The 18,630-nt window shown below is 63.4% G+C and carries 16 protein-coding genes; 2 read left to right on the top strand and 14 right to left on the bottom strand.

The genetic code is table 11. The annotated features are described in order from the left end of the window. Window positions 1–126: 126 nt before the first annotated feature. From pyc to EN869_RS06465, 8 genes are all read right to left on the bottom strand, one after another. Window positions 127–3,585, bottom strand: coding sequence for a pyruvate carboxylase (gene pyc / locus EN869_RS06430; protein ID WP_127225432.1), 3,459 nt, complete (start codon window positions 3,583–3,585; stop codon window positions 127–129). A gap of 270 nt (window positions 3,586–3,855) precedes the next feature. Then, on the bottom strand, window positions 3,856–4,977 hold the full coding sequence (locus EN869_RS06435) for a branched-chain amino acid ABC transporter substrate-binding protein (RefSeq protein WP_127225433.1): 1,122 nt from the start codon (window positions 4,975–4,977) through the stop codon (window positions 3,856–3,858). 137 nt (window positions 4,978–5,114) lie between these two features. Then, entirely contained in the window at window positions 5,115–5,459 is a 345-nt protein-coding gene (locus EN869_RS06440) for a DUF6867 family protein (RefSeq protein ID WP_127225434.1), read from the bottom strand. 14 nt (window positions 5,460–5,473) lie between these two features. Next, window positions 5,474–6,202 (bottom strand): ABC transporter ATP-binding protein, encoded by a 729-nt coding sequence (locus EN869_RS06445; RefSeq protein WP_127225435.1) that lies wholly within the window; start codon window positions 6,200–6,202, stop codon window positions 5,474–5,476. Further along, a complete protein-coding gene (locus EN869_RS06450; RefSeq protein WP_127225436.1) occupies window positions 6,202–7,377 on the bottom strand; it encodes an ABC transporter ATP-binding protein in 1,176 nt (391 codons plus the stop codon). The genes EN869_RS06445 and EN869_RS06450 overlap by 1 nt, the downstream gene beginning before the upstream one ends. Then, window positions 7,377–8,768 (bottom strand): high-affinity branched-chain amino acid ABC transporter permease LivM, encoded by a 1,392-nt coding sequence (gene livM / locus EN869_RS06455; protein WP_127225437.1) that lies wholly within the window; start codon window positions 8,766–8,768, stop codon window positions 7,377–7,379. Before livM ends, EN869_RS06450 begins: the two co-directional genes overlap by 1 nt. Before the next feature lie 5 nt (window positions 8,769–8,773). Beyond that, window positions 8,774–9,676 carry a branched-chain amino acid ABC transporter permease LivH gene (locus tag EN869_RS06460; RefSeq protein ID WP_127225438.1) on the bottom strand — a complete coding sequence of 301 codons (903 nt, stop codon included), beginning with the start codon at window positions 9,674–9,676 and terminating at the stop codon, window positions 8,774–8,776. Between the two features lie 417 nt (window positions 9,677–10,093). Then, the gene (locus tag EN869_RS06465; protein ID WP_127225439.1) at window positions 10,094–10,480 is read right to left on the bottom strand and encodes an ectoine synthase; all 387 of its coding nucleotides are present in this window, start codon (window positions 10,478–10,480) and stop codon (window positions 10,094–10,096) included. 175 nt (window positions 10,481–10,655) lie between these two features. Here EN869_RS06465 and EN869_RS06470 point away from each other — a divergent pair, with 175 nt between their 5' ends. Further along, window positions 10,656–11,534: a LysR substrate-binding domain-containing protein gene (locus tag EN869_RS06470; protein WP_127225440.1), complete on the top strand. Its 879-nt coding sequence runs from the start codon at window positions 10,656–10,658 to the stop codon at window positions 11,532–11,534. A 20-nt stretch (window positions 11,535–11,554) separates the two neighbouring features. On the opposite strand, the gene EN869_RS06475 is transcribed toward EN869_RS06470, so the two are convergent. The 3 genes from EN869_RS06475 to EN869_RS06485 form a co-directional block, all read right to left on the bottom strand. Further along, complete coding sequence (locus EN869_RS06475) at window positions 11,555–12,556, bottom strand: 4-hydroxyproline epimerase (protein ID WP_127225441.1); 1,002 nt, start codon at window positions 12,554–12,556, stop codon at window positions 11,555–11,557. A gap of 76 nt (window positions 12,557–12,632) precedes the next feature. Beyond that, window positions 12,633–13,940 carry an FAD-binding oxidoreductase gene (locus tag EN869_RS06480; protein ID WP_167498457.1) on the bottom strand — a complete coding sequence of 436 codons (1,308 nt, stop codon included), beginning with the start codon at window positions 13,938–13,940 and terminating at the stop codon, window positions 12,633–12,635. A gap of 14 nt (window positions 13,941–13,954) precedes the next feature. Next, a complete protein-coding gene (locus EN869_RS06485) occupies window positions 13,955–14,878 on the bottom strand; it encodes a dihydrodipicolinate synthase family protein (protein ID WP_127225442.1) in 924 nt (307 codons plus the stop codon). A 68-nt stretch (window positions 14,879–14,946) separates the two neighbouring features. Here EN869_RS06485 and EN869_RS06490 point away from each other — a divergent pair, with 68 nt between their 5' ends. After that, complete coding sequence (locus EN869_RS06490) at window positions 14,947–15,651, top strand: GntR family transcriptional regulator (RefSeq protein WP_127225443.1); 705 nt, start codon at window positions 14,947–14,949, stop codon at window positions 15,649–15,651. 33 nt (window positions 15,652–15,684) lie between these two features. On the opposite strand, the gene EN869_RS06495 is transcribed toward EN869_RS06490, so the two are convergent. From EN869_RS06495 to EN869_RS06505, 3 genes are all read right to left on the bottom strand, one after another. Then, window positions 15,685–16,002 (bottom strand): hypothetical protein, encoded by a 318-nt coding sequence (locus EN869_RS06495; RefSeq protein ID WP_127225444.1) that lies wholly within the window; start codon window positions 16,000–16,002, stop codon window positions 15,685–15,687. 266 nt (window positions 16,003–16,268) lie between these two features. After that, entirely contained in the window at window positions 16,269–16,568 is a 300-nt protein-coding gene (locus tag EN869_RS06500; protein WP_127225445.1) for a hypothetical protein, read from the bottom strand. A gap of 410 nt (window positions 16,569–16,978) precedes the next feature. Beyond that, a complete protein-coding gene (locus EN869_RS06505) occupies window positions 16,979–18,475 on the bottom strand; it encodes a CoA-acylating methylmalonate-semialdehyde dehydrogenase (RefSeq protein ID WP_127225446.1) in 1,497 nt (498 codons plus the stop codon). Window positions 18,476–18,630 lie beyond the last annotated feature (155 nt).

The following is an 18,630-nucleotide window of genomic DNA, read 5'->3' on the forward strand; positions in this document are numbered from 1 at the left end:
TGGCGATTCCCGCCACGGCAAATTGGAGCGGGTTCCCTGCCCGAGCGGACGCGGCGGGTCAAGACACTTGTCGAGCGGCTGTGGACGGCTGCTGTCAGCCGCCCATCAAGCATCACGCTCCGACCATCATTTAAAGGCGATCAACAGATCCTTCGCGTCGATCTGGTCGCCCGCCTTGACCAGCACTTCGGCGATCTCGCCGTCGCATTCGGCGTGCAGCGCGGTTTCCATCTTCATCGCTTCGATCGACAACAGCACGTCGCCCGCCTTGACCGCCTGGCCGGCCGCCACGGCAAGCGCCGATACAACACCGGGCATCGGCGCGCCGACATGCCCCTCATTGCCGGGCTCGGCCTTGCGGCGCGCCTTGGCGGCGGAAGCGCCATGCGCCCGGTCCGGCACCTTGATGCGGCGCGGCTGGCCGTTGAGCTCGAAGAAGACAGTGACCATGCCTTTGTCGTCGACGTCGCCGAACGCCTGGCAGCGAACAACCAGGGTCTTGCCCTTCTCGATGTCGAGGAAGATCTCGTCCTCCGACTTCATGCCGTAGAAATAGGTCGGCGTCGGCAGCACGCTCACCGGCCCGTAGGTCTCCTGCGCGGCGGCGAAATCGGTGAACACCTTCGGATACATCAGCCAGGAAGCGAACTCATATTCCGAGAGCTTGCGCTCGAGTTTCGTCTCGATGTCCTTGCGGCTTGCCTTGAGGTCGGCGGGTTTCAACAGCGAGCCGGGCCTGACGGTGATCGGCTTGTCCCCCTTCAGCGCCTTCTTCTGCAGCGCGGCCGGCCAGCCGCCGGGCGACTGGCCGAGATCGCCGCGCAGCATGGACACGACCGAATCCGGGAAGGCGATGTCCTTGGCCGGGTTCTCGACATCGGCGACGGTGAGGTCCTGGCTGACCATCATCAGCGCCATGTCGCCGACCACCTTGGACGACGGCGTCACCTTGACGATGTCGCCGAACATCAGATTGACGTCGTGATAGGCCTGCGCCACCTCGTGCCAGCGCGTCTCGAGGCCAAGCGAGCGGGCCTGCTCCTTGAGATTGGTGAACTGGCCGCCAGGCATCTCGTGCAGATAGACCTCCGATGCCGGCCCCTTGAGGTCGCTTTCGAAGGCGGCGTACTGGTTGCGCACCGCTTCCCAATAAAAGGAGATGTGGCGGATCCATTGCGGATTGAGGCCGGGGTCGCGCTCGGTGCCCTTCAGCGCCTCGACAATGGAGCCGAGGCAAGGCTGAGAGGTGTTGCCGGAGAAGGAATCCATCGCCGCGTCGATGGCGTCGGCGCCGCTCTCCACCGCCGCCAGCACCGTCGCCGCCGAGAGGCCCGACGTGTCGTGCGTGTGGAAATGGATCGGCAGGTCGGTCGCTTCGCGTAGCGACTTGAATAGCACGCGCGCCGCGGCCGGCTTCAACAGCCCGGCCATATCCTTGACGGCGATGATGTGGGCGCCGGCTGCTTCCAGTTCCTTGGCCAGCCCGACATAGTATTTGAGGTCGTATTTGGCGCGCGCCGGATCGAGGATGTCGCCGGTGTAGCATATTGCCGCTTCGACCAGCTTGCCCTCGGCGCCCACAGCGTCCATGGCGACGCGCATGTTCTCGACCCAGTTCAGGCAGTCGAAGACGCGGAACAGGTCGACGCCGCCGCTGGCTGCCTGCTTGACGAAATGCTGCACGACATTGTCGGGATAGTTGGTGTAGCCGACGCCGTTGGCGCCGCGCAAAAGCATCTGCAGCAGAAGGTTGGGCGCGGCCTCGCGCACCTTGCTCAGCCGCTCCCACGGATCCTCGGTGAGGAAGCGCATAGCGACGTCGAACGTCGCGCCGCCCCAGCATTCCAGCGACAAGAGCTGCGGCAGCGCCCGCGCATAGGTGCCGGCGATGCCGACGATGTCATAGGTGCGCATGCGCGTGGCGAGCAGCGACTGGTGGCCGTCGCGCATCGTCGTGTCGGTGACCAGCACCTGGCGCTGCTCCCGCATCCAGGCGGCGAATTTCTCCGGGCCCTGCACGTCGAGCCGCTGCTTGCTGCCGTCCGGGACGTGGCCGTTGAGATAGGGCACGACGGGCGCGGCCGCATTCGCCTTCGGCACCGGCCGGCCGCGCGTTTCGGGATGGCCGTTGACGCTGACATCGGCCAGATAGGTGAGCAGCTTGGTGGCGCGGTCCTGCCGCTTCACCTGCTCGAACAGTTCCGGCGTCGTGTCGATGAACTTGGTCGTGTAGGAATTGTCGGCGAAGCGCGGGTGGTTGATGATCGCTTCGAGGAAGGTGAGATTAGTGGCCACACCCCGGATGCGGAACTCGCGCAGCGCCCGGTTCATGCGCGAGATCGCCTCGCCCGGCGTCGGCGCCCAGGCCGTCACCTTTTCGAGCAGCGGATCGTAGAAGCGGGTGATGACCGCGCCCGAATAGGCGGTGCCGCCGTCGAGCCGGATGCCGAAGCCGGCCGCCTCGCGATAGGCGGTGATGCGGCCGTAGTCCGGAATGAAATTGTGTTCCGGATCCTCGGTGGTGATGCGGCACTGCAGCGCATGGCCGTTGAGCCGAATATCCTTCTGCGCCGGCACGCCGGATTGCTTCGTGCCGATGGCGAAGCCGTCGAGGATATGGATCTGCGCCTTGACGATGTCGATGCCGGTCACCTGCTCGGTGACGGTGTGCTCGACCTGGATGCGCGGATTGACCTCGATGAAGTAGAACTTGCCGGTGTCGGCATCCTGCAGGAACTCGACCGTGCCGGCGCCGATATAGCTGGTCTCGCGCGCGATCTTCAGCGCATAGCCGCAAAGCTCCTGGCGCAGCTCTTCGCTCAAATAGGGCGCCGGCGCGCGCTCCACGACCTTCTGGTTGCGGCGCTGGATCGAGCAGTCGCGCTCGAACAGATGCACCGCATTGCCGTGGGTGTCCCCCAGCACCTGCACCTCGACATGGCGGGCGCGTTCGATCAGCTTTTCGAGATAGACCTCGTCCTTGCCGAAGGCGGCCTTGGCTTCGCGCTTGCCTTCCATCACCTCGCGCGCGAGGTCGGCCTCGGCGCGGATGGCGCGCATGCCACGGCCGCCGCCGCCCCACGACGCCTTGAGCATCACAGGATAGCCTATCTGGGCGGCGAGCTTCTTGACCTCCTCCATATCGTCCGGCAACGGATCGGTTGCCGGCACGACCGGCACGCCGACCTCGATCGCCAGGTTGCGCGCGGCGACCTTGTTGCCCAGCCGGCGCATCGTTTCGGGCTTCGGGCCGATGAAGGTGATGCCGGCCGCCGCGCATGCCTCCGCGAATTCGGGGCTTTCCGACAACAAACCGTAGCCGGGATGGATGGCGTCGGCGCCCGACAGCCTCGCGACGCGGATCACCTCCTCGATCGACAGGTAGCTCTCGATCGGCCCCATATCCTTGGCAAGATGCGGTCCGCGCCCGACTTGGTAGCTCTCATCGGCTTTGAAGCGGTGCAGCGAATATTTGTCCTCCTCCGCCCAGATCGCCACGGTTTTGAGGCCAAGCTCATTGGCCGCGCGGAACACGCGAATGGCGATTTCGGACCGGTTGGCGACAAGAATCTTCGTGATTGCCAAGGACTGGGCTCCAGCAGCGGAAGGAAAAGCAAACCGCGCAATGATTAACGTGAAAATGCTGCAGTGCAACCGAATTTGCACGACATCTAAACCGATTTAAATCGTTTGTTTGCGCCAAACGTGCCGCCGCTGTTTCTTCCAACGCCGTTGGTAGGTAGCGGGAGGGTCGCCCAGGGCCGAGCGCGGGCCCCTTACGGCAGCAAGGCCGCAAACTAAAATGCCCGGCGCAAGCGCCGGGCATCCCATTGAAAGTCGGCTGGAGTGGCCGGCTTATTTCTCGAAGTAGCTGTACTTGCCGTCGTCACCCTTCTTCCATTCGTAGATGACGTAGTCCGGACGGGTGATATCGCCCTTGGCGTCGTAGCCGATCTCGCCAATAACCGTCTTCCACGGACCGCCGGACTTGATCACTTCGGCAACCTTCTGCGCATCGTCGGCCGAACCGACCTTGGCGATAGCCTGCGAGATGATCTGCACGGCGGCATAGGAGTAGAGCGTGTAGGCTTCCGGCTCGAAGCCGGCGGCGCGGAACTTCTCCACGACTTCCTTGGCGTCCGGGTTCTTGCGCGGGTCCGGAGCGAAGGTGTTGAGCGTGCCGGCAACCGCGTCACCCGCGATCGAGGCCAGTTCGTTGGAGACGATGCCATCGCCCGAGAACATCGGCGCCTTCAGGCCCTGGTCGGCCGTCTGACGGATGATCAGGCCGGCTTCGGTGTGCAGGCCACCCCAGTAGATCAGGTTGACGTTGTTTTCCTTCATCTTGGCGATGAGGGCCGAGAAGTCCTTGTCGCCGACATTGATGCCTTCATACATCACTTCCTTGATGCCGTTGGCGTTCAGATTCTTCTTGGTCTCGTCGGCAAGGCCCTGCCCGTAAGGCGTCTTGTCGTGGACGATGGCGATCTTGGCGTCCTTGAAGTTTTTGGCGATGTAGTCGCCGGCCACCTTGCCCTGCTGGTCGTCGCGACCGCAGGTGCGGAAGGTGTTCCACAGGCCGCGCTCGGTAAGCTTCGGATTGGTTGCCGACGGCGTCATGACGAGGATGCCGTTTTCGGCATAGACTTCCGAAGCCGGAATGGTCACGCCCGAATTGAAGTGGCCGTCGACGAACTTGACGCCGTCGGCGACGAACTTGTTGGCGACCGAGATGCCCTGCTTGGGATCGGAGACGTCGTCGCCGATCTCGATCTTGAGCTGCTGGCCATTGACGCCGCCCGCCGCATTGATGTCGGCGACAGCCTGTTCAGCGCCCTTCTGCAGCTGTGCGCCGAAGGCGGCGTTCGGGCCGGTGATCGGACCGGCGACGCCGATCAGGATGTCAGCGGCCCACGCGCTGCCGCTGAACGCGATGAACGCGGTCAGCGCAACGGCGGACAAGAGTGATTTTTTCATTGAAACGCTCCCATTTACGGAGTGGGCGTGGATGATACTTTCATGCGATGCCCACCCTTATCGCAGAAAGCATAGAATGCCGATTTTCAGGCACTTGTCACGCCGATTCGTCCCCCGAGACGGCGTAATGGTGAACGTCAACCTTTTGGCTTCCAGCTTAACAAGGAAGCTCTTTCATAGAGCCAGTTGTACTGTGTAACCATTTGGTTGGTGCGCGTGTATTGATAGCCGAGAAAGCCCAAGATCATCAGCACGATGGTGTCGACGACATAGTAATGCAGCGAGAACATCGTGCCGTCGAACAGCGCGTGATGGATGAACCTGATGCCGATGCCGAGACCGAGCATGTAGAAAAACAGCTGAACGTGGCTGCTCCACGTCTGTGCGGCGGCCTTGCCGGTCATCCACGCCGCCCAGCCGCCAAGCAGGCAGGTGACGAACAGGAACTGCCAGATCGAGGCTTCTTCGTAGATAATGCCCATAGTGAAGACTCCTCTTAGTGATGTCCGCCTTCGAGATAGGCGGCGCGCACTTCCGGATTGGCGAGCAGTTCCTTGCCGGTGCCGCTCATCGTCACATTGCCGTTGACCATGACATAGCCGCGCGTGGCGAGCTTGAGCGCGCCGAAGGCGTTCTGCTCGACCAGGAACACGGTCAACCCTTGCGACTTGTTCAATTCGCGGATGGCGTCGAAGATCTGCTTGACGATCAACGGTGCGAGACCCAGCGACGGCTCGTCGAGCAATAGAAGCTTTGGCCGCGCCATCAGCGCGCGGCCGATCGACAGCATCTGCTGTTCGCCACCCGATAGCGTGCCGCCGCGTTGGCTGATGCGTTCCTTCAGTCGCGGGAACAGTGCGAACACCTTCTCGACGTCCTCGTCGTAATGCTTGAGGTTGTCGAGGCTGGCGCCCATCTGCAGGTTTTCCATCACCGTCATGCGCGGGAAGATGCGGCGTCCTTCCGGCGACTGGGCTACGCGCAGGCGGGCGATCTCATGCGTCGGCATCTGGGTGATGTCGGTGCCGGCGAAGGTGATGGTGCCCGCGCGAGCGCGCGGAGCTCCAAAAATGGTCATCATCAATGTCGACTTGCCGGCGCCGTTGGCGCCGATCAGCGCCACGATCTCACCCTGGTTGACCTGCACGTTGACGCCATTGAGCGCCCGGATGTTGCCGTAATAGGTCTCGACGCCCTTGATATCGAGCAGCGTTGTGCCGGCCATTATTTGTCCCCTCCGCGCTTGCCCGATGCGGGCTTGGCCGCTGCTTCAGTGCCTTTCGAAGCGTTGTCGGCTTTCGCGGCCGGCTTCTTCGGCGCCGCTTTCGCAGTGCTGGATTTCGCGGCCGGCTTGGCTGCCGGTTGGGGCTTGCTGGCGATTGACGCAGAGCGCGCGTCTACCTGCGCCGCTTTCGAAGCGCCTTTCGACACCGTAACCCGTTCGCCCTCGTCCGCGTGCTCGACGGTATCGGAGACCGGTCCCGCCAGCATCGAAGCGGAATTGCCAGGGCCATGCGCGGAGTCGGGGCCCGTATCGAGTTGCTCGATGACGTCCTCGTCGCCGACTTCGACGAGCACTTCCTGCACTTCCTCGTCGTCGACGCCGAGATAGGCGGCGATGACGCGCGGGTCGGTGCGGACCGTCTGCGGACTGCCGTCGGAGATCTTGCGGCCGTACTCGAGCACGACGACATGATCGGAGATCTGCATGACCACCGACATGTCGTGCTCGATCAGCAGGATCGACGTGCTGTTCTTGATGTCCATCAAGAGTTCGTTGAGCGCCGCCGACTCTCTCGGATTGAGACCGGCGGCCGGCTCGTCGAGGCACAGAAGCTCGGGACCCGTGCACATGGCGCGCGCGATCTCCAGACGTCGCTGCGCGCCGTAGGGCAGGTCGCCCGCCGGGTCGTCGGCGCGGTCGACGAGACCGGCCTTTTCCAGCCAATGCCTGGCCAGCTCGATCGATTCGGCCGAGGCCTGGCGATAGCTCGGAAAGCCGAACAGGCCAAGGAAGGTGTAGCCCGAGGCCTTCATCAGCTTGTTGTGCTGGGCCACCAGCAGGTTCTCGAGCAGCGTCATGCCCGAGAACAGGCGGATGTTCTGGAAGGTGCGAGCGACGTTGGCGCGTGCCGGGATCTCGTGATTGGGCAGGCGCTCCAGGAGGTAGGTCGAGCCGTCACGTTTGTTGAGCGTGATCATGCCCTCGGTAGGCTTGTAGAAGCCGGTGATGCAGTTGAACACCGTTGTCTTGCCGGCGCCGTTCGGACCGATCAGCGCGGTGATCTCGCCGCGCCTGGCCTGGAACGACAGGTCGCCGATGGCGACCAGGCCGCCGAACTTCATCGACAGATGCTCGACCTGCAGGATGAAGTCGCTCTGGGAAGCTTGGACGTTCATCAGCCGTGGCCCTCCTTGGTGAAGGACCCTGAGACCGCTCTTCGCTCCTTGAGGAAGGCTGTCGGTTCTCGACTGCCGACGAAGCCGCGCGGCTTCCACAGCATGACGATGACCATGGCCATGCCGAACAACAGCATGCGGTAAAGCTCCGGCGTGAAGTCGGGGCCGAACACCACCTTGAGAAAGCCGAGCTCGCGCAGGATCTCGGTGCCGCCGATCATCACCAGCGCCGCTACCGCGATGCCGCCCAGCGAACCCATGCCGCCGAGCACGACGATGGCGAGGATGATCGCCGATTCCAGGAAGACGAAGGATTCAGGACTGACGAAGCCTTGCCGGGCGGCGAAGAACGAGCCGGCAAAGCCGCCGAACATGGCGCCGGTGGCAAAGGCCGTCAGCTTGGTGGTGGTGGTGTTGATGCCGAGCGAGCGGCAGGCGATCTCGTCCTCGCGCAGCGCTTCCCAAGCGCGGCCCACCGGCAGGCGGCGAAGCCTGATGGTGACGAAGGCGGTGAGGAAGCAGAGCGCCAGGATCAGATAATAGAGGAAGATCTTGTAGTAGGCGCCCGACTGGGCGATGTGCAGCACCTTGGCGATGTAATTCGGGTCAGACACGTTGAACGACATCAGCCCGAAGAATGAGACTTTCGGAATGCCGGAAATGCCGGCCGAGCCGTTGGTCACTTCGCGCCAGTTGATGATCACAAGCCTTATGATCTCCCCGAACGCCAACGTCACGATCGCCAGATAGTCGCCGCGCAACCTGAGCACCGGGAAACCGAGCATGACGCCCCAGAAGGCTGCCATGCAGCCGGCGGCCGGCAGCAGGATCCAGAACGACAGGCCGAAATGCGTGCCGAGTAGCGCGTAGGCATAGGCGCCGACGGCATAGAAGGCGACATAGCCGAGATCGAGCAGGCCGGCGAGGCCAACGACGATGTTGAGGCCCCAGGCCAGCATCACATAGATCAGGATCTGGATGCCGAAATTGTCGACCCATTTCAGCGAACCCTGGAAGCCGAAAGCGAGCACCATCGCGATCGGATAAAGCAGCAACACGACGATGCCGATCTTGTTGAAGTTCCGGCGCACGAAACCAGGTTCCGCCACGACTGCGGGCGCCTTGGCCTTTTCGGCCTTCGCCCGCTCCATCGCCGGCTGCGCGTAGCCAACGTAGACGAAGCGGCCGACGGCGGTGGCGACAACCACCAGGGCAAGCAGCAGCCAGCGCTGCACCAGGATCAGCTCGTTGCTGATGTTCTGGTCGGTTCTTAGACCGATAAACAGAACGAACAGGCCAAGCGCGATGGCGCCGGCATAGAGCCCTTCGCGCAAAGCGCGCTGGATGGGAGGAACGACGTCGTCGCGCTCCGAGGACACGGTAGCGGCCATGAGGATCAGACCTTTTCGACTTCAGGCCGGCCCAGTATGCCGGAGGGCAGGAAGATGAGCACGATCGCCAGGATCGAGAAGGCGGCGACGTCCTTGTAGTCGATCGAGAAATAGGCCGACCACATGCTCTCGATGAAGCCGATCAAGAGTCCGCCGAGCACGGCGCCCGGCAGCGAGCCGATGCCGCCGAGCACGGCCGCCGTAAAGGCTTTCACGCCTGGCACGAAGCCGTCCGAGAACACCACGACGCCGTAATACATCAGGAACAGCGTGCCGGCGACGGCGGCAAGGGCCGCGCCCATGATGAAGGTGATGGAGATGGTGCGGTCGACATCGATGCCGAGCAGCGCCGCCATCTTGCGATCCTGTTCGCAGGCGCGCTGCGCCCGGCCGAGCGCCGTTCTGTTGACGAGGTACCAGAAGATCGCCAGCAGCACCGCCGTCACCAGCACGATGATGATCTGCTTCAGCGAGATGCTGATGCCGTCAATCGTATAGACCTGGCTGACCAGCGGCGGGATCGGCTTGTTGCGCGGACCCTGGGTGACCTGCACGAAGTTGGACAGCGCGATCGACATGCCGATGGCGGTGATCAGCGGCGCCAAACGGAACGAGCCGCGCAGCGGCCGGTAGGCCACCTTTTCGATCGTCCAGTTGTAGAGGCTGGTCAGGAGCATCGCCACGATCATCATGATCAGAAGCGCCACCACGATCGGCACCGAATAAAACAGCGCGCCGAGGATCAGGAAGACGATGAGGGCGGTGAAGGCGCCGACCATGAAAATGTCGCCATGGGCGAAATTGATCATGCCGATGATGCCGTAGACCATCGTATAGCCGATCGCGATCAGGCCATAGATCGATCCCAGCGTCAGCCCGTTGATAAGCTGCTGGACGAAGTACTGCATATTTAAGCGGCTCCCCTGGAATGTCGCCTTTCAGGGCGCATTCCTTTTCGTATTTCCCCTAGTCGTAAAGTTTCGAGCCCGGATTGCAACGTGATTTTTCAATCGCTCCGCGTGGTTTGGAAGCACGCTGTCCGATTGCCCGTTTTTTTCGCATCCGACCCCTGGACTATCGCGGACCCTATCATTGGCACAACGCAATGTCTTTGACGATTCAATCCTATGATGAGCCCTATTTCGAAGAAATCGGCGTCAAAATAAGTTGATGGGACGAATCCTTGCGCAATCCGAGGCGCCCGGTTTTGGGCCCCCGCGCCTTCCGTTGGGTCAGGATTCCGTCATGTGTGTCGGCCATGTGACGGCGAGGCACCTTGCGCGCGGGGCAACCTCGCCGAAATGGAAAAGCCTCGAGAAGAAGCCTCAGTAAGCAGAGCCTCCGTCCGCATTGAGGCTGTGCTTCTCGGTGCCGTTGAGCGGCGGATTGAACACGCTCATCAGCACCATGTCGCCAGCGCTGTCGGCGCGCAGGAAATGATCGTCATGGGCGTCGAGCACATAGATCGTTCCCGGCCCCACGCGGTGGACGGTGCCGGCCATGTCCTCGACCTCGCCGCTGCCGGAAATGCAGTAGCAGGCCTCCAGGTGCCGCCGGTATTGCAGGCGCGATTCGCTGCCGGCGCGCACCACTGTGTGGCACACCGTGAAGCCCATGCCGTCTTGGCTCGTCAGCAGCCGATGACTGGTGCCGTTGCCCCAGTCGACAAAAAAGTCAGTTTTTTCTACATCAGCCAATTGCCGGGTAAACATGGGAGCCTTTCCATAAGACAGGTTTGCCAAGCGTCAGTGCTTCGAGATCGACGGCCGAGGTGGACTTTTCCGTCACTGACGGGTTAGATTTCACGCCGCACCCCAGATCAATGACGCAGGTCGAACCATGCTTCAAATGATGGATTTTGGCTTGATCTGTTAGAGAATTTTACAGATGGACTATCTGCCGCTGAACGCGATCCGGGCCTTCGAGGCGACTGCCCGCCACTTGAGCTTCTCCGCGGCCGGTGAAGAGCTGCACGTCACCCATCCCGCCATCAGCCACCAGATTAGAAGGCTGGAGGAGTGGCTTGGCGTGGCGCTGTTTCATCGCGACGCCCGCAAGGTCCGCCTGACCGAAGCCGGATTGGCGCTGCAGGCATCCGCCGGCGCCGCGCTGGCGGAGCTCGACGCCGCCTGCCGGCGCATCCGCAGGAGCGCCGGCCTGCAGTCGCTTTCGGTCGGCTGCATTCCCTCCATCGCCAGCCGCTGGCTGGTGCCCCGCCTGTCGGACTTTACGGCTCGCCATCCGGAGATCGCGATCCGGGTCGCCTATGCGAAGGCCGATGACCGGCTCGAGGACGACGACAACGATGTCTTGATCACGCTGGGCGCGGATCCATCCCCGAAGGCTGCCAGCCTGAAGCTGTTTTCCCGCATAAGCCGGCCGGCCTGCAGTCCGCACTACCTGGCGCGCAAGGGCCGACTGGATACGCCGGCGCGGATCGCGGCGGCGGACCTGCTGCATGACGAGACGCGCCAGGGTTGGCAGGAATGGTTCGCGAAAGCCGGGACCGGAAGGACCGACATTGGCCACGGGCCGGTCTTTGCCGACTTCAACATCCTGGCGACCGCCGTCATCGCCGGCCACGGCGTCGCCCTTTGTCCGATCGAGGTCTTTCGCGAGGAACTGAGGCGCGGCGACCTTGTCGTCGTCTCCGATATTTCGACCGACGACGACAAGGGCTATTTTTTGACGATGTCGGCTCAGCCTTCGGCGGCCGAGATCAAATTCGCCGACTGGTTCTGCGATCAGGTGTCGGCCGACATCTGAAGGCATGCCGCCTCATCGTCTCAGGTGACAATGAAGCCGTGCGCGAACGGATCGCGGTCGTCGATGAAGATGGTGTTCAACCCCGTCATGCGCGCCCAGCCGCCGATCGAGGGAATGATCGCCGGCTTGCCCGCGACGCTGACCTCTTTCTCGACCCTGCCTTTGAACAGCGAGCCGATGATCGATTCATGAACGAAGCTGTCGCCGGGCTTGAGCTTGCCCTTGGCATGCAGCTGCGCCATCCGCGCCGAGGTGCCGGTGCCGCAGGGTGAGCGGTCGATCGCCTTGTCGCCATAGAACACGGCGTTGCGCGCATCGGCCTCGGCGTTCCTCGGCTTGCCCGTCCACAGCATGTGCGACAGCCGGTTGATGCCAGGATTCTCCGGATGCACGAAGGAATATTTTTCGTTGAGGCGCTGCCGCACCACCAGGCTCCAGGCGATGAGGTCGCCGGCCGAATAGTCTGCCATGTCGCGGTAATTCTTCTGCGGCTCGACGATGGCGTAGAAATTGCCGCCATAGGCGACGTCGACGCTGATCTCGCCGAGCACCGGGCATTCGACGGTCAGGCCTTCGGCGTAGAGGAAGGACGGCACGTTGGTGATACGCACCTCCTCGACATATTCGCCAACCTGCTTGTATTCGGCGATGACCAGGCCGGCTGGCGTATCGAGCCTGAGCACGCCTTGCGTCTTCGGCTTCACCAGCCCGTGCTCGATGGCCATCGTCACCGTGCCGATCGTGCCATGGCCGCACATCGGCAGGCAGCCTGACGTCTCGATGAACAGGATGGCGATATCGCAGTCCTCGCGCGTCGGCGGATAGAGGATCGAGCCCGACATCACATCATGGCCGCGCGGCTCGAACATCAGCCCGGTGCGGATCCAGTCATACTCGGCAAGGAAGTGCGCCCGCCGCTCCATCATCGTCGAGCCCTGGAGCAACGGTCCGCCGCCGGCGACGAGACGCACCGGATTGCCGCAGGTGTGGCCGTCAATGCAGAAGAAGGATTTTTTGGCCATGATGCTTCCTAGAGCAATTTCAGGAAAAGTGTGAAGCGGTTTTCTGTCCGGAATTGCGTCAAAACAAAGAGACTGCTCAGAACCGTTGCGGACGGAAAGGGGTGAGGTCGAGCGGCGGAGTCTGCCCGAGAACGAGATCGCGGATCAAGCGACCGGTCGCCGCCGACTGGGTCAGGCCGAGATGGCCGTGGCCGAAAGCATAATAGACGTTCGGCGCGCGCGCCGCGCCGATCACCGGCAGAGAATCCGGCAGTGACGGGCGATAGCCCATCCACTCGCGGCCGCCGGATGGGTCGAGTCCGGGCAGGAAACGTTTTGCTTTCTCCAGCATCGCTTTGGAACGGGCGAAATTTGGCGGCCGCTCGATGCCGCCGAGCTCGACGGCGCCGCCGACGCGCAGGCCCGTTTCCAGCGGTGTGATGACGAAGCCGTGCCCGGAAAAGATCAGTTGCCGCTTCACGTCGAAGGCCGACCCCGGCAGCGTCGTGTTGTAGCCGCGCTCGGTTTCGAGCGGGATGCGGTCGCCGAGATTCCTTGCCAGCAGATGCGACCATGCCCCGGCGGCGATCAGGAGCTTCTTCGATGTCCGCCTGCTACCGTCGGCCAGAAAGATCGTGGCTCCGGTTGCGCTGGCTTCTATGCGCTCGACCCGCGCATGCTCGAAACGGGCGCCGCGTTTTTCCGCATAGGCCCAGACCGCCTTGCCGAGCAGCTTGGGATCAGCGACCGTCTTCCAGCCCGGCACGAAGGTGCCTTTGACGAAGCGCGGCGCCAGGCCCGGCTGCAGCGCCGCCATCTCCTCGCCCTCGACATGGCGGAAACCGATGCCGAAGCGCTGACGCTCGGCCCAGCCTGGCAGCGAGGCGCGGAACTCCGCCTCGCTCTCGTAGAATTCCAGCGAACCATCCTCGCGCAGCATCGGCCGCGTGCCGGAGCGGTCGAGCAGGCCCATCCATTCGACCTCGGCCAGCTTCATCATACCGGCCTGCGTTGCCAGGCTTGTCTCATAGTGCTTCGCCGCGCCCGCCCGCCAGAAGCGGATCAGCCAGGGCAGGAGTTTCGGCAGATAGGCCGGCGGAATGGCCAACGGCCCGAGCGGATCGGCAAGCCATTTCGGCAATTGCCGGATCATCCCCTTATGCGCCAGCGGCAGCACGTCGGAGAAGGCGAAGGCGGCGGCGTTGCCGGAGCTCGTCTCCTCGCAGATGCCGGTGCGGTCGAAAACGGTGACGCCGCGCCCTGCTTCCGAAAGCAGGGCCGCGGCGCAGATGCCGATGATGCCGCCACCGATGATGGCGATGTCTTCCCCTTCTCCCCGTTCACGGGGAGAAGGTGCCCGAAGGGCGGCTGAGGGGCGGCGCCCCTCCTCTGAACTTTCCTGCACGCGAATGCTGTCCCTTACTCGGCCGCCACCAGTCTGTCCGACGTCTGGAACGACGGCAGCTTCGGCCGCACCGCCAGCGCGTCCCGGATGATCTTTTCCACGGCCTTGCGGCGTTCGCTCGACAGCGGCTGGCGCGGCATGCGCACGCGGTCATTGGTACCAATCGCCAACACTTCGGCAAGCTTGATGTTTTGGACCAGATAGGTCGAGACATCGAGGTCGAGCAACGGCCGGAACCAGCGGTAGATCGACAGGGCCTCCTCGCGGCGGCCCTCTCTCATCAGCTGGTAGATGGCGACGGTCTCACGCGGAAAGGCGGTGACCAGGCCGGCGACCCAGCCGATGGCGCCGACCGACAGCGCCTCGAAGGCGAGGTTGTCCACGCCGGTGAAGAGATCGTAGCGGTCGCCGAACCGGTTGATGATCTCGGTCGAGCGGCGGATGTCGTCGGACGATTCCTTGATGGCGACGAAGCGCTTGTCCGACGCCAGCTCCTCCATCAGCTCGACGGTGACGTCGACGCGGTAGGCGAGCCGGTTGGAATAGATCATCACCGGCAGATCGCCGGCTTCCGCGACGGCGCGCAGGGCGGCGACCGTCTCTCGCGGGTCGGTGTGGTAGATCGGGCTCGGCACCACCATCAGACCGTCAGCGCCTTCCTTGGCGGCGCGCTTGGCGATGCTTGCCGCCTCGCGGGTGCCGGGCTCGTTGACGGTCAAAAGTACCGGCTTCTTGCCGGCGACCTTCTGCGCCGTCTTCAGCACCTCGATCTTCTCGTCAGGCGAAAGCATGGGGCCTTCGCCCAGCGAACCGCAGACGATGATGCCGTCGCAGCCGGCCTCCATCTGCAGCCCGTAGCAGCGCTCCATCTCGGCATGGTCGAGTCGGTCGTCGGCGGTGAATTTGGTCGTGACGGCTGGGAAAACTCCGGTCCACATGGCAAACTCTCCTCTGATATATCAGTCGTATATCTATTAAGAGTTGGCCTGTCAACGCTGAATCCGCTATGATATATGAAAAATATATCAGGAGCCTGTCATTGATCTCCCCACTAATATCCGCCGAAACGAACGCGGCCTTCGAGCCTGCGGCGACCAAGGCCTATCGCGCGTTGGAACACATGATCGTCACGCTCGAGCTGGCGCCGTCGAGCTTCGTCACCGAAGGCGCGCTGATCGATCGGCTGGGTCTCGGCCGCACCCCGGTGCGCGAAGCGATCCAGCGGCTGGCCTGGGAAGGACTTCTCGACATAAGACCCCGCGCCGGCATCGCGGTCGCGCCGCTTCACGCCGGCGACTGGCTGCGGGTGCTGGATGCGCGGCGCGGCATCGAGGTGGTGCTCGCCCGCTCGGCCGCCCGCTTCGTCACCCGCGAGGCAGCCGACTTGTTCCACGAGGCGGCCTTGGCGATGCAGAAGGCGGTGATTTCCGGCAACGTGCTGGCCTTCATCCAGGCCGACAAGGCGCTCGACGAGGCGCTGGCCATCGCCGCCGACAACCCCTTCGCGGCGCGTGTCGCCGCCCCCTTGCAGACCCACAGCCGCCGCTTCTGGTATCGCTACAAGGCCGACACCGGCCTCGCCGAATCGGCCGAGCACCACGTCGCGCTGATCCGTTCCATCCTCGACGGCGACGAGGAAGCGGCCGCCAAGGATGCCAAGAAATTGATGGCGCTGCTGCGCGGCCACGCCGAGGTGGCCGCGACGCGGTGAGCGGAGCGGCCGTTCAACGCTGGAGCGGCTTGCTCAGCCGCCCGGCTGCTGGACGGCGGTGGCCAGAGTGTCCTCCCATCCGTCGCCCGCGGCCAGGATGCAGCTTTGGCCCTTAACGTCGGTCATCACTATGGTCCAGGTTCCGCTTGGCGAGACGAACACCTCGAAAATAGCGACCTGCCCGGCCACGCCGTAGCCGAGCCGGTTCTCCTCGAAACCCGCTGCCAGCCGCGCCACCAGAACGTCATGGCCGCCGCAGATGACTTGCGCCTGCGCCGGGATAGCCGGCAGCGCCATCAGGGCGCCGACGGCTGCAAGCTTAACCCATCGAAATGAAAATTTGCGTGCCATGGGGCACCTCCTTCGCCTTCGCATTCCGGCAAGGGAGGCACATACGGCCGCCTCAGTGTGCCGGAAAGCTCCAGGCCGGATTCGACGTCTTCATCACGTCACTCCTTCTGGTTTCCGGTCTGTCCTGGGGAGATCATCACTCCCTGGATTCGATATGGTGAAGCTTCGCCTCGTAAACAAGCGGTGCCGCCGAAGGCGCCCCGCTGCGGCCCCGAAGCTCGGCCGCGCGGGCCTCCGTGGCGCTCAGCCCAACGCCCGGTACCGGTTCAGGCGCCTGGCATCGCCGCCCTGATCGTCGGGCTGTCCCAGCCCTCACCGGCCGACAGGACGCAGCTTTGACCCTTGGTATCGGAGGCCAGCACGGTCCAGCTGCCCTGATCCGAGACGAAAATCTCGAGCACGACGTTCGGGTTGATCAGACCGCGCCCGGCTTCGCTTTCGTGATACTTGTCGCCCAGCGCCTTGATAATGTCCGCGCGTGCTGCGCATTGCGCTGCGTTCGCCTGCACGGTTCCGCCGATCGCCGCCGCCGCCGCCAACATTGTCGCCATAACCAATCGTGTCATCTGACACCTCCTCGCGCCAGACGAGAACCCCGGCTGCCACCGGCGCTGTTTGATTGCCTGCACGCATGGCAGGAATACAGGCTAAGACGGATGGTGGTCTGTTGGTTCCATCACACGGCCACGGAAATTTTAGAAGGTGCGGATGCTCGCTGAGCACGAAGTGCACCTGAACTTGCACTTCGCCGTTGCGGAATGAGCTGGGCGGCGCAGTGCTGGGCTGAGGAAAACCGGCGGGTTTTCCCGGCTTCTAAAAAAGAAGAAAGCGCGGTTTGCACCGCGCTTTTATCGCGACTGATTTCGGAAATCCGCCCGGCTAGTTCATCGTCGGGATGCCGAATTCCGCACCGTCCTTGATGCCAGCCCGCACGCCCGCAGCCGAAGGCGAGGACGTGCAAACGAAGACCGTCCGGCTAGTTCATCGTCGGGATGACGAATTCCGCACCGTCCTTGATGCCGGACGGCCAGCGCGAGGTGACCGTCTTGGTCTTGGTGTAGAAGCGGAACGCGTCAGGGCCGTGCTGGTTGAGGTCGCCGAAGGACGACGCCTTCCAGCCGCCGAAGGTGTAGTAGGCGATCGGCACCGGGATCGGCACGTTGACGCCGACCATGCCGACCTGAACGCGCGAGGCGAAGTCACGCGCGGCGTCGCCGTCACGGGTGAAGATGGCGACGCCGTTGCCCATTTCGTGGTCGTTGGCGAGCTTGATGGCATCCTCGTAGCGCGGCGCGCGCACCACCGAGAGCACCGGCCCAAAGATTTCTTCCTTGTAGATGCGCATGTCGGCGGTCACGTTGTCGAACAGGCAGCCGCCCATATAGTAGCCGTTCTCATAGCCCTGCATCTTGAAGCCGCGGCCGTCGACGACGAGCTTGGCGCCCTCCTTGACGCCGATATCGACATAGCCCTTGACGCGCTCCAGCGCCTGCGCCGTTACGAGCGGACCGAAATCGGCGGAAGAATCGGTTGACGGACCGACCTTCAGGCTTTCGACGCGCGGCACCAGCTTTTCCATCAGCCGGTTGGCGGTGTCGTTGCCGACCGGGACCGCCACCGAGATCGCCATGCAGCGCTCGCCGGCCGAGCCGTAGCCGGCGCCGATGAGCGCATCGACCGTCTGGTCCATGTCCGCGTCGGGCATGATGATCATGTGGTTCTTGGCGCCGCCGAAGCACTGCACGCGCTTGCCCGAGGCGGTGCCGCGCGAATAGATGTAGTGGGCGATCGGCGTCGAGCCGACGAAGCCGATCGCCTTGATGTCCGGATCGTCGAGGATGGCGTCGACGACTTCCTTGTCGCCGTTGACGACGTTGAGGATGCCTTCCGGCAGGCCGGCCTCGATGAAGAGCTCGGCGATACGCAACGGCACGCCCGGATCGCGCTCGGACGGCTTCAGGATGAAGGCGTTGCCGCAGGCGATGGCCGGCGCGATCTTCCACAGCGGGATCATGGCCGGGAAGTTGAACGGGGTGATGCCGGCGACGACACCGAGCGGCTGGCGCATCGAATAGACGTCGATGCCGGGGCCGGCACCGTCGGTGAACTCGCCCTTCATCATATGCGGCGCGCCGATGCAGACCTCGACCACTTCGAGGCCGCGCTGGATGTCGCCCTTGGCATCGGCGATGGTCTTGCCGTGCTCGCGCGCCAGGATGTCGGCCAGTTCGTCATAGTCGCGCTGGACCAGTTCGAGAAACTTCATCAAAACGCGCACGCGGCGCTGCGGGTTGGTGGCGGCCCATTTCGGCTGCGCCGCCTTGGCGTTCTCGACCGCGGCGCGCAGTTCCGCCTGCGAGGCGAGCGCCACCGTGCCGCGCACGGAACCGTCCATCGGTTGCATCACATCCTGCTTGCGGCCGCTGGTGCCGGCGACACGCTTGCCGCCGATGAAATGACCATATTCGATCATGGTTTCTCTCCCTTGTTTGGTGATGAGGCCATTGTCCGCCTTTGCGGCGGCGATGGCAACGCGAGGAAGATCGCAACCGTTGTGCGGTAAATAGACAACGATGGCAGAGCGTGCATTAATTGTCGCAAATGGCAGGTGCGCCTGTCGTCGGAGGT

The organism is Mesorhizobium sp. M2D.F.Ca.ET.226.01.1.1, from assembly GCF_004022705.2.
Taxonomy (GTDB): domain Bacteria; phylum Pseudomonadota; class Alphaproteobacteria; order Rhizobiales; family Rhizobiaceae; genus Mesorhizobium.

Excerpts from the sequence above, each read along its gene's own strand:
- EN869_RS06435 (WP_127225433.1), bottom strand. The coding sequence starts at position 4,977 with ATGAAAAAATCACTCTTGTCCGCCGTTGCGCTGACCGCGTTCATCGCG.
- EN869_RS06440 (WP_127225434.1), bottom strand. The coding sequence starts at position 5,459 with ATGGGCATTATCTACGAAGAAGCCTCGATCTGGCAGTTCCTGTTCGTC.
- EN869_RS06445 (WP_127225435.1), bottom strand. The coding sequence starts at position 6,202 with ATGGCCGGCACAACGCTGCTCGATATCAAGGGCGTCGAGACCTATTAC.
- EN869_RS06450 (WP_127225436.1), bottom strand. The coding sequence starts at position 7,377 with ATGAACGTCCAAGCTTCCCAGAGCGACTTCATCCTGCAGGTCGAGCAT.
- livM (WP_127225437.1), bottom strand. The coding sequence starts at position 8,768 with ATGGCCGCTACCGTGTCCTCGGAGCGCGACGACGTCGTTCCTCCCATC.
- EN869_RS06460 (WP_127225438.1), bottom strand. The coding sequence starts at position 9,676 with ATGCAGTACTTCGTCCAGCAGCTTATCAACGGGCTGACGCTGGGATCG.
- EN869_RS06465 (WP_127225439.1), bottom strand. The coding sequence starts at position 10,480 with ATGTTTACCCGGCAATTGGCTGATGTAGAAAAAACTGACTTTTTTGTC.
- EN869_RS06470 (WP_127225440.1), top strand. The coding sequence starts at position 10,656 with ATGGACTATCTGCCGCTGAACGCGATCCGGGCCTTCGAGGCGACTGCC.
- EN869_RS06475 (WP_127225441.1), bottom strand. The coding sequence starts at position 12,556 with ATGGCCAAAAAATCCTTCTTCTGCATTGACGGCCACACCTGCGGCAAT.
- EN869_RS06485 (WP_127225442.1), bottom strand. The coding sequence starts at position 14,878 with ATGTGGACCGGAGTTTTCCCAGCCGTCACGACCAAATTCACCGCCGAC.
- EN869_RS06490 (WP_127225443.1), top strand. The coding sequence starts at position 14,947 with ATGATATATGAAAAATATATCAGGAGCCTGTCATTGATCTCCCCACTA.
- EN869_RS06495 (WP_127225444.1), bottom strand. The coding sequence starts at position 16,002 with ATGGCACGCAAATTTTCATTTCGATGGGTTAAGCTTGCAGCCGTCGGC.
- EN869_RS06500 (WP_127225445.1), bottom strand. The coding sequence starts at position 16,568 with ATGACACGATTGGTTATGGCGACAATGTTGGCGGCGGCGGCGGCGATC.
- EN869_RS06505 (WP_127225446.1), bottom strand. The coding sequence starts at position 18,475 with ATGATCGAATATGGTCATTTCATCGGCGGCAAGCGTGTCGCCGGCACC.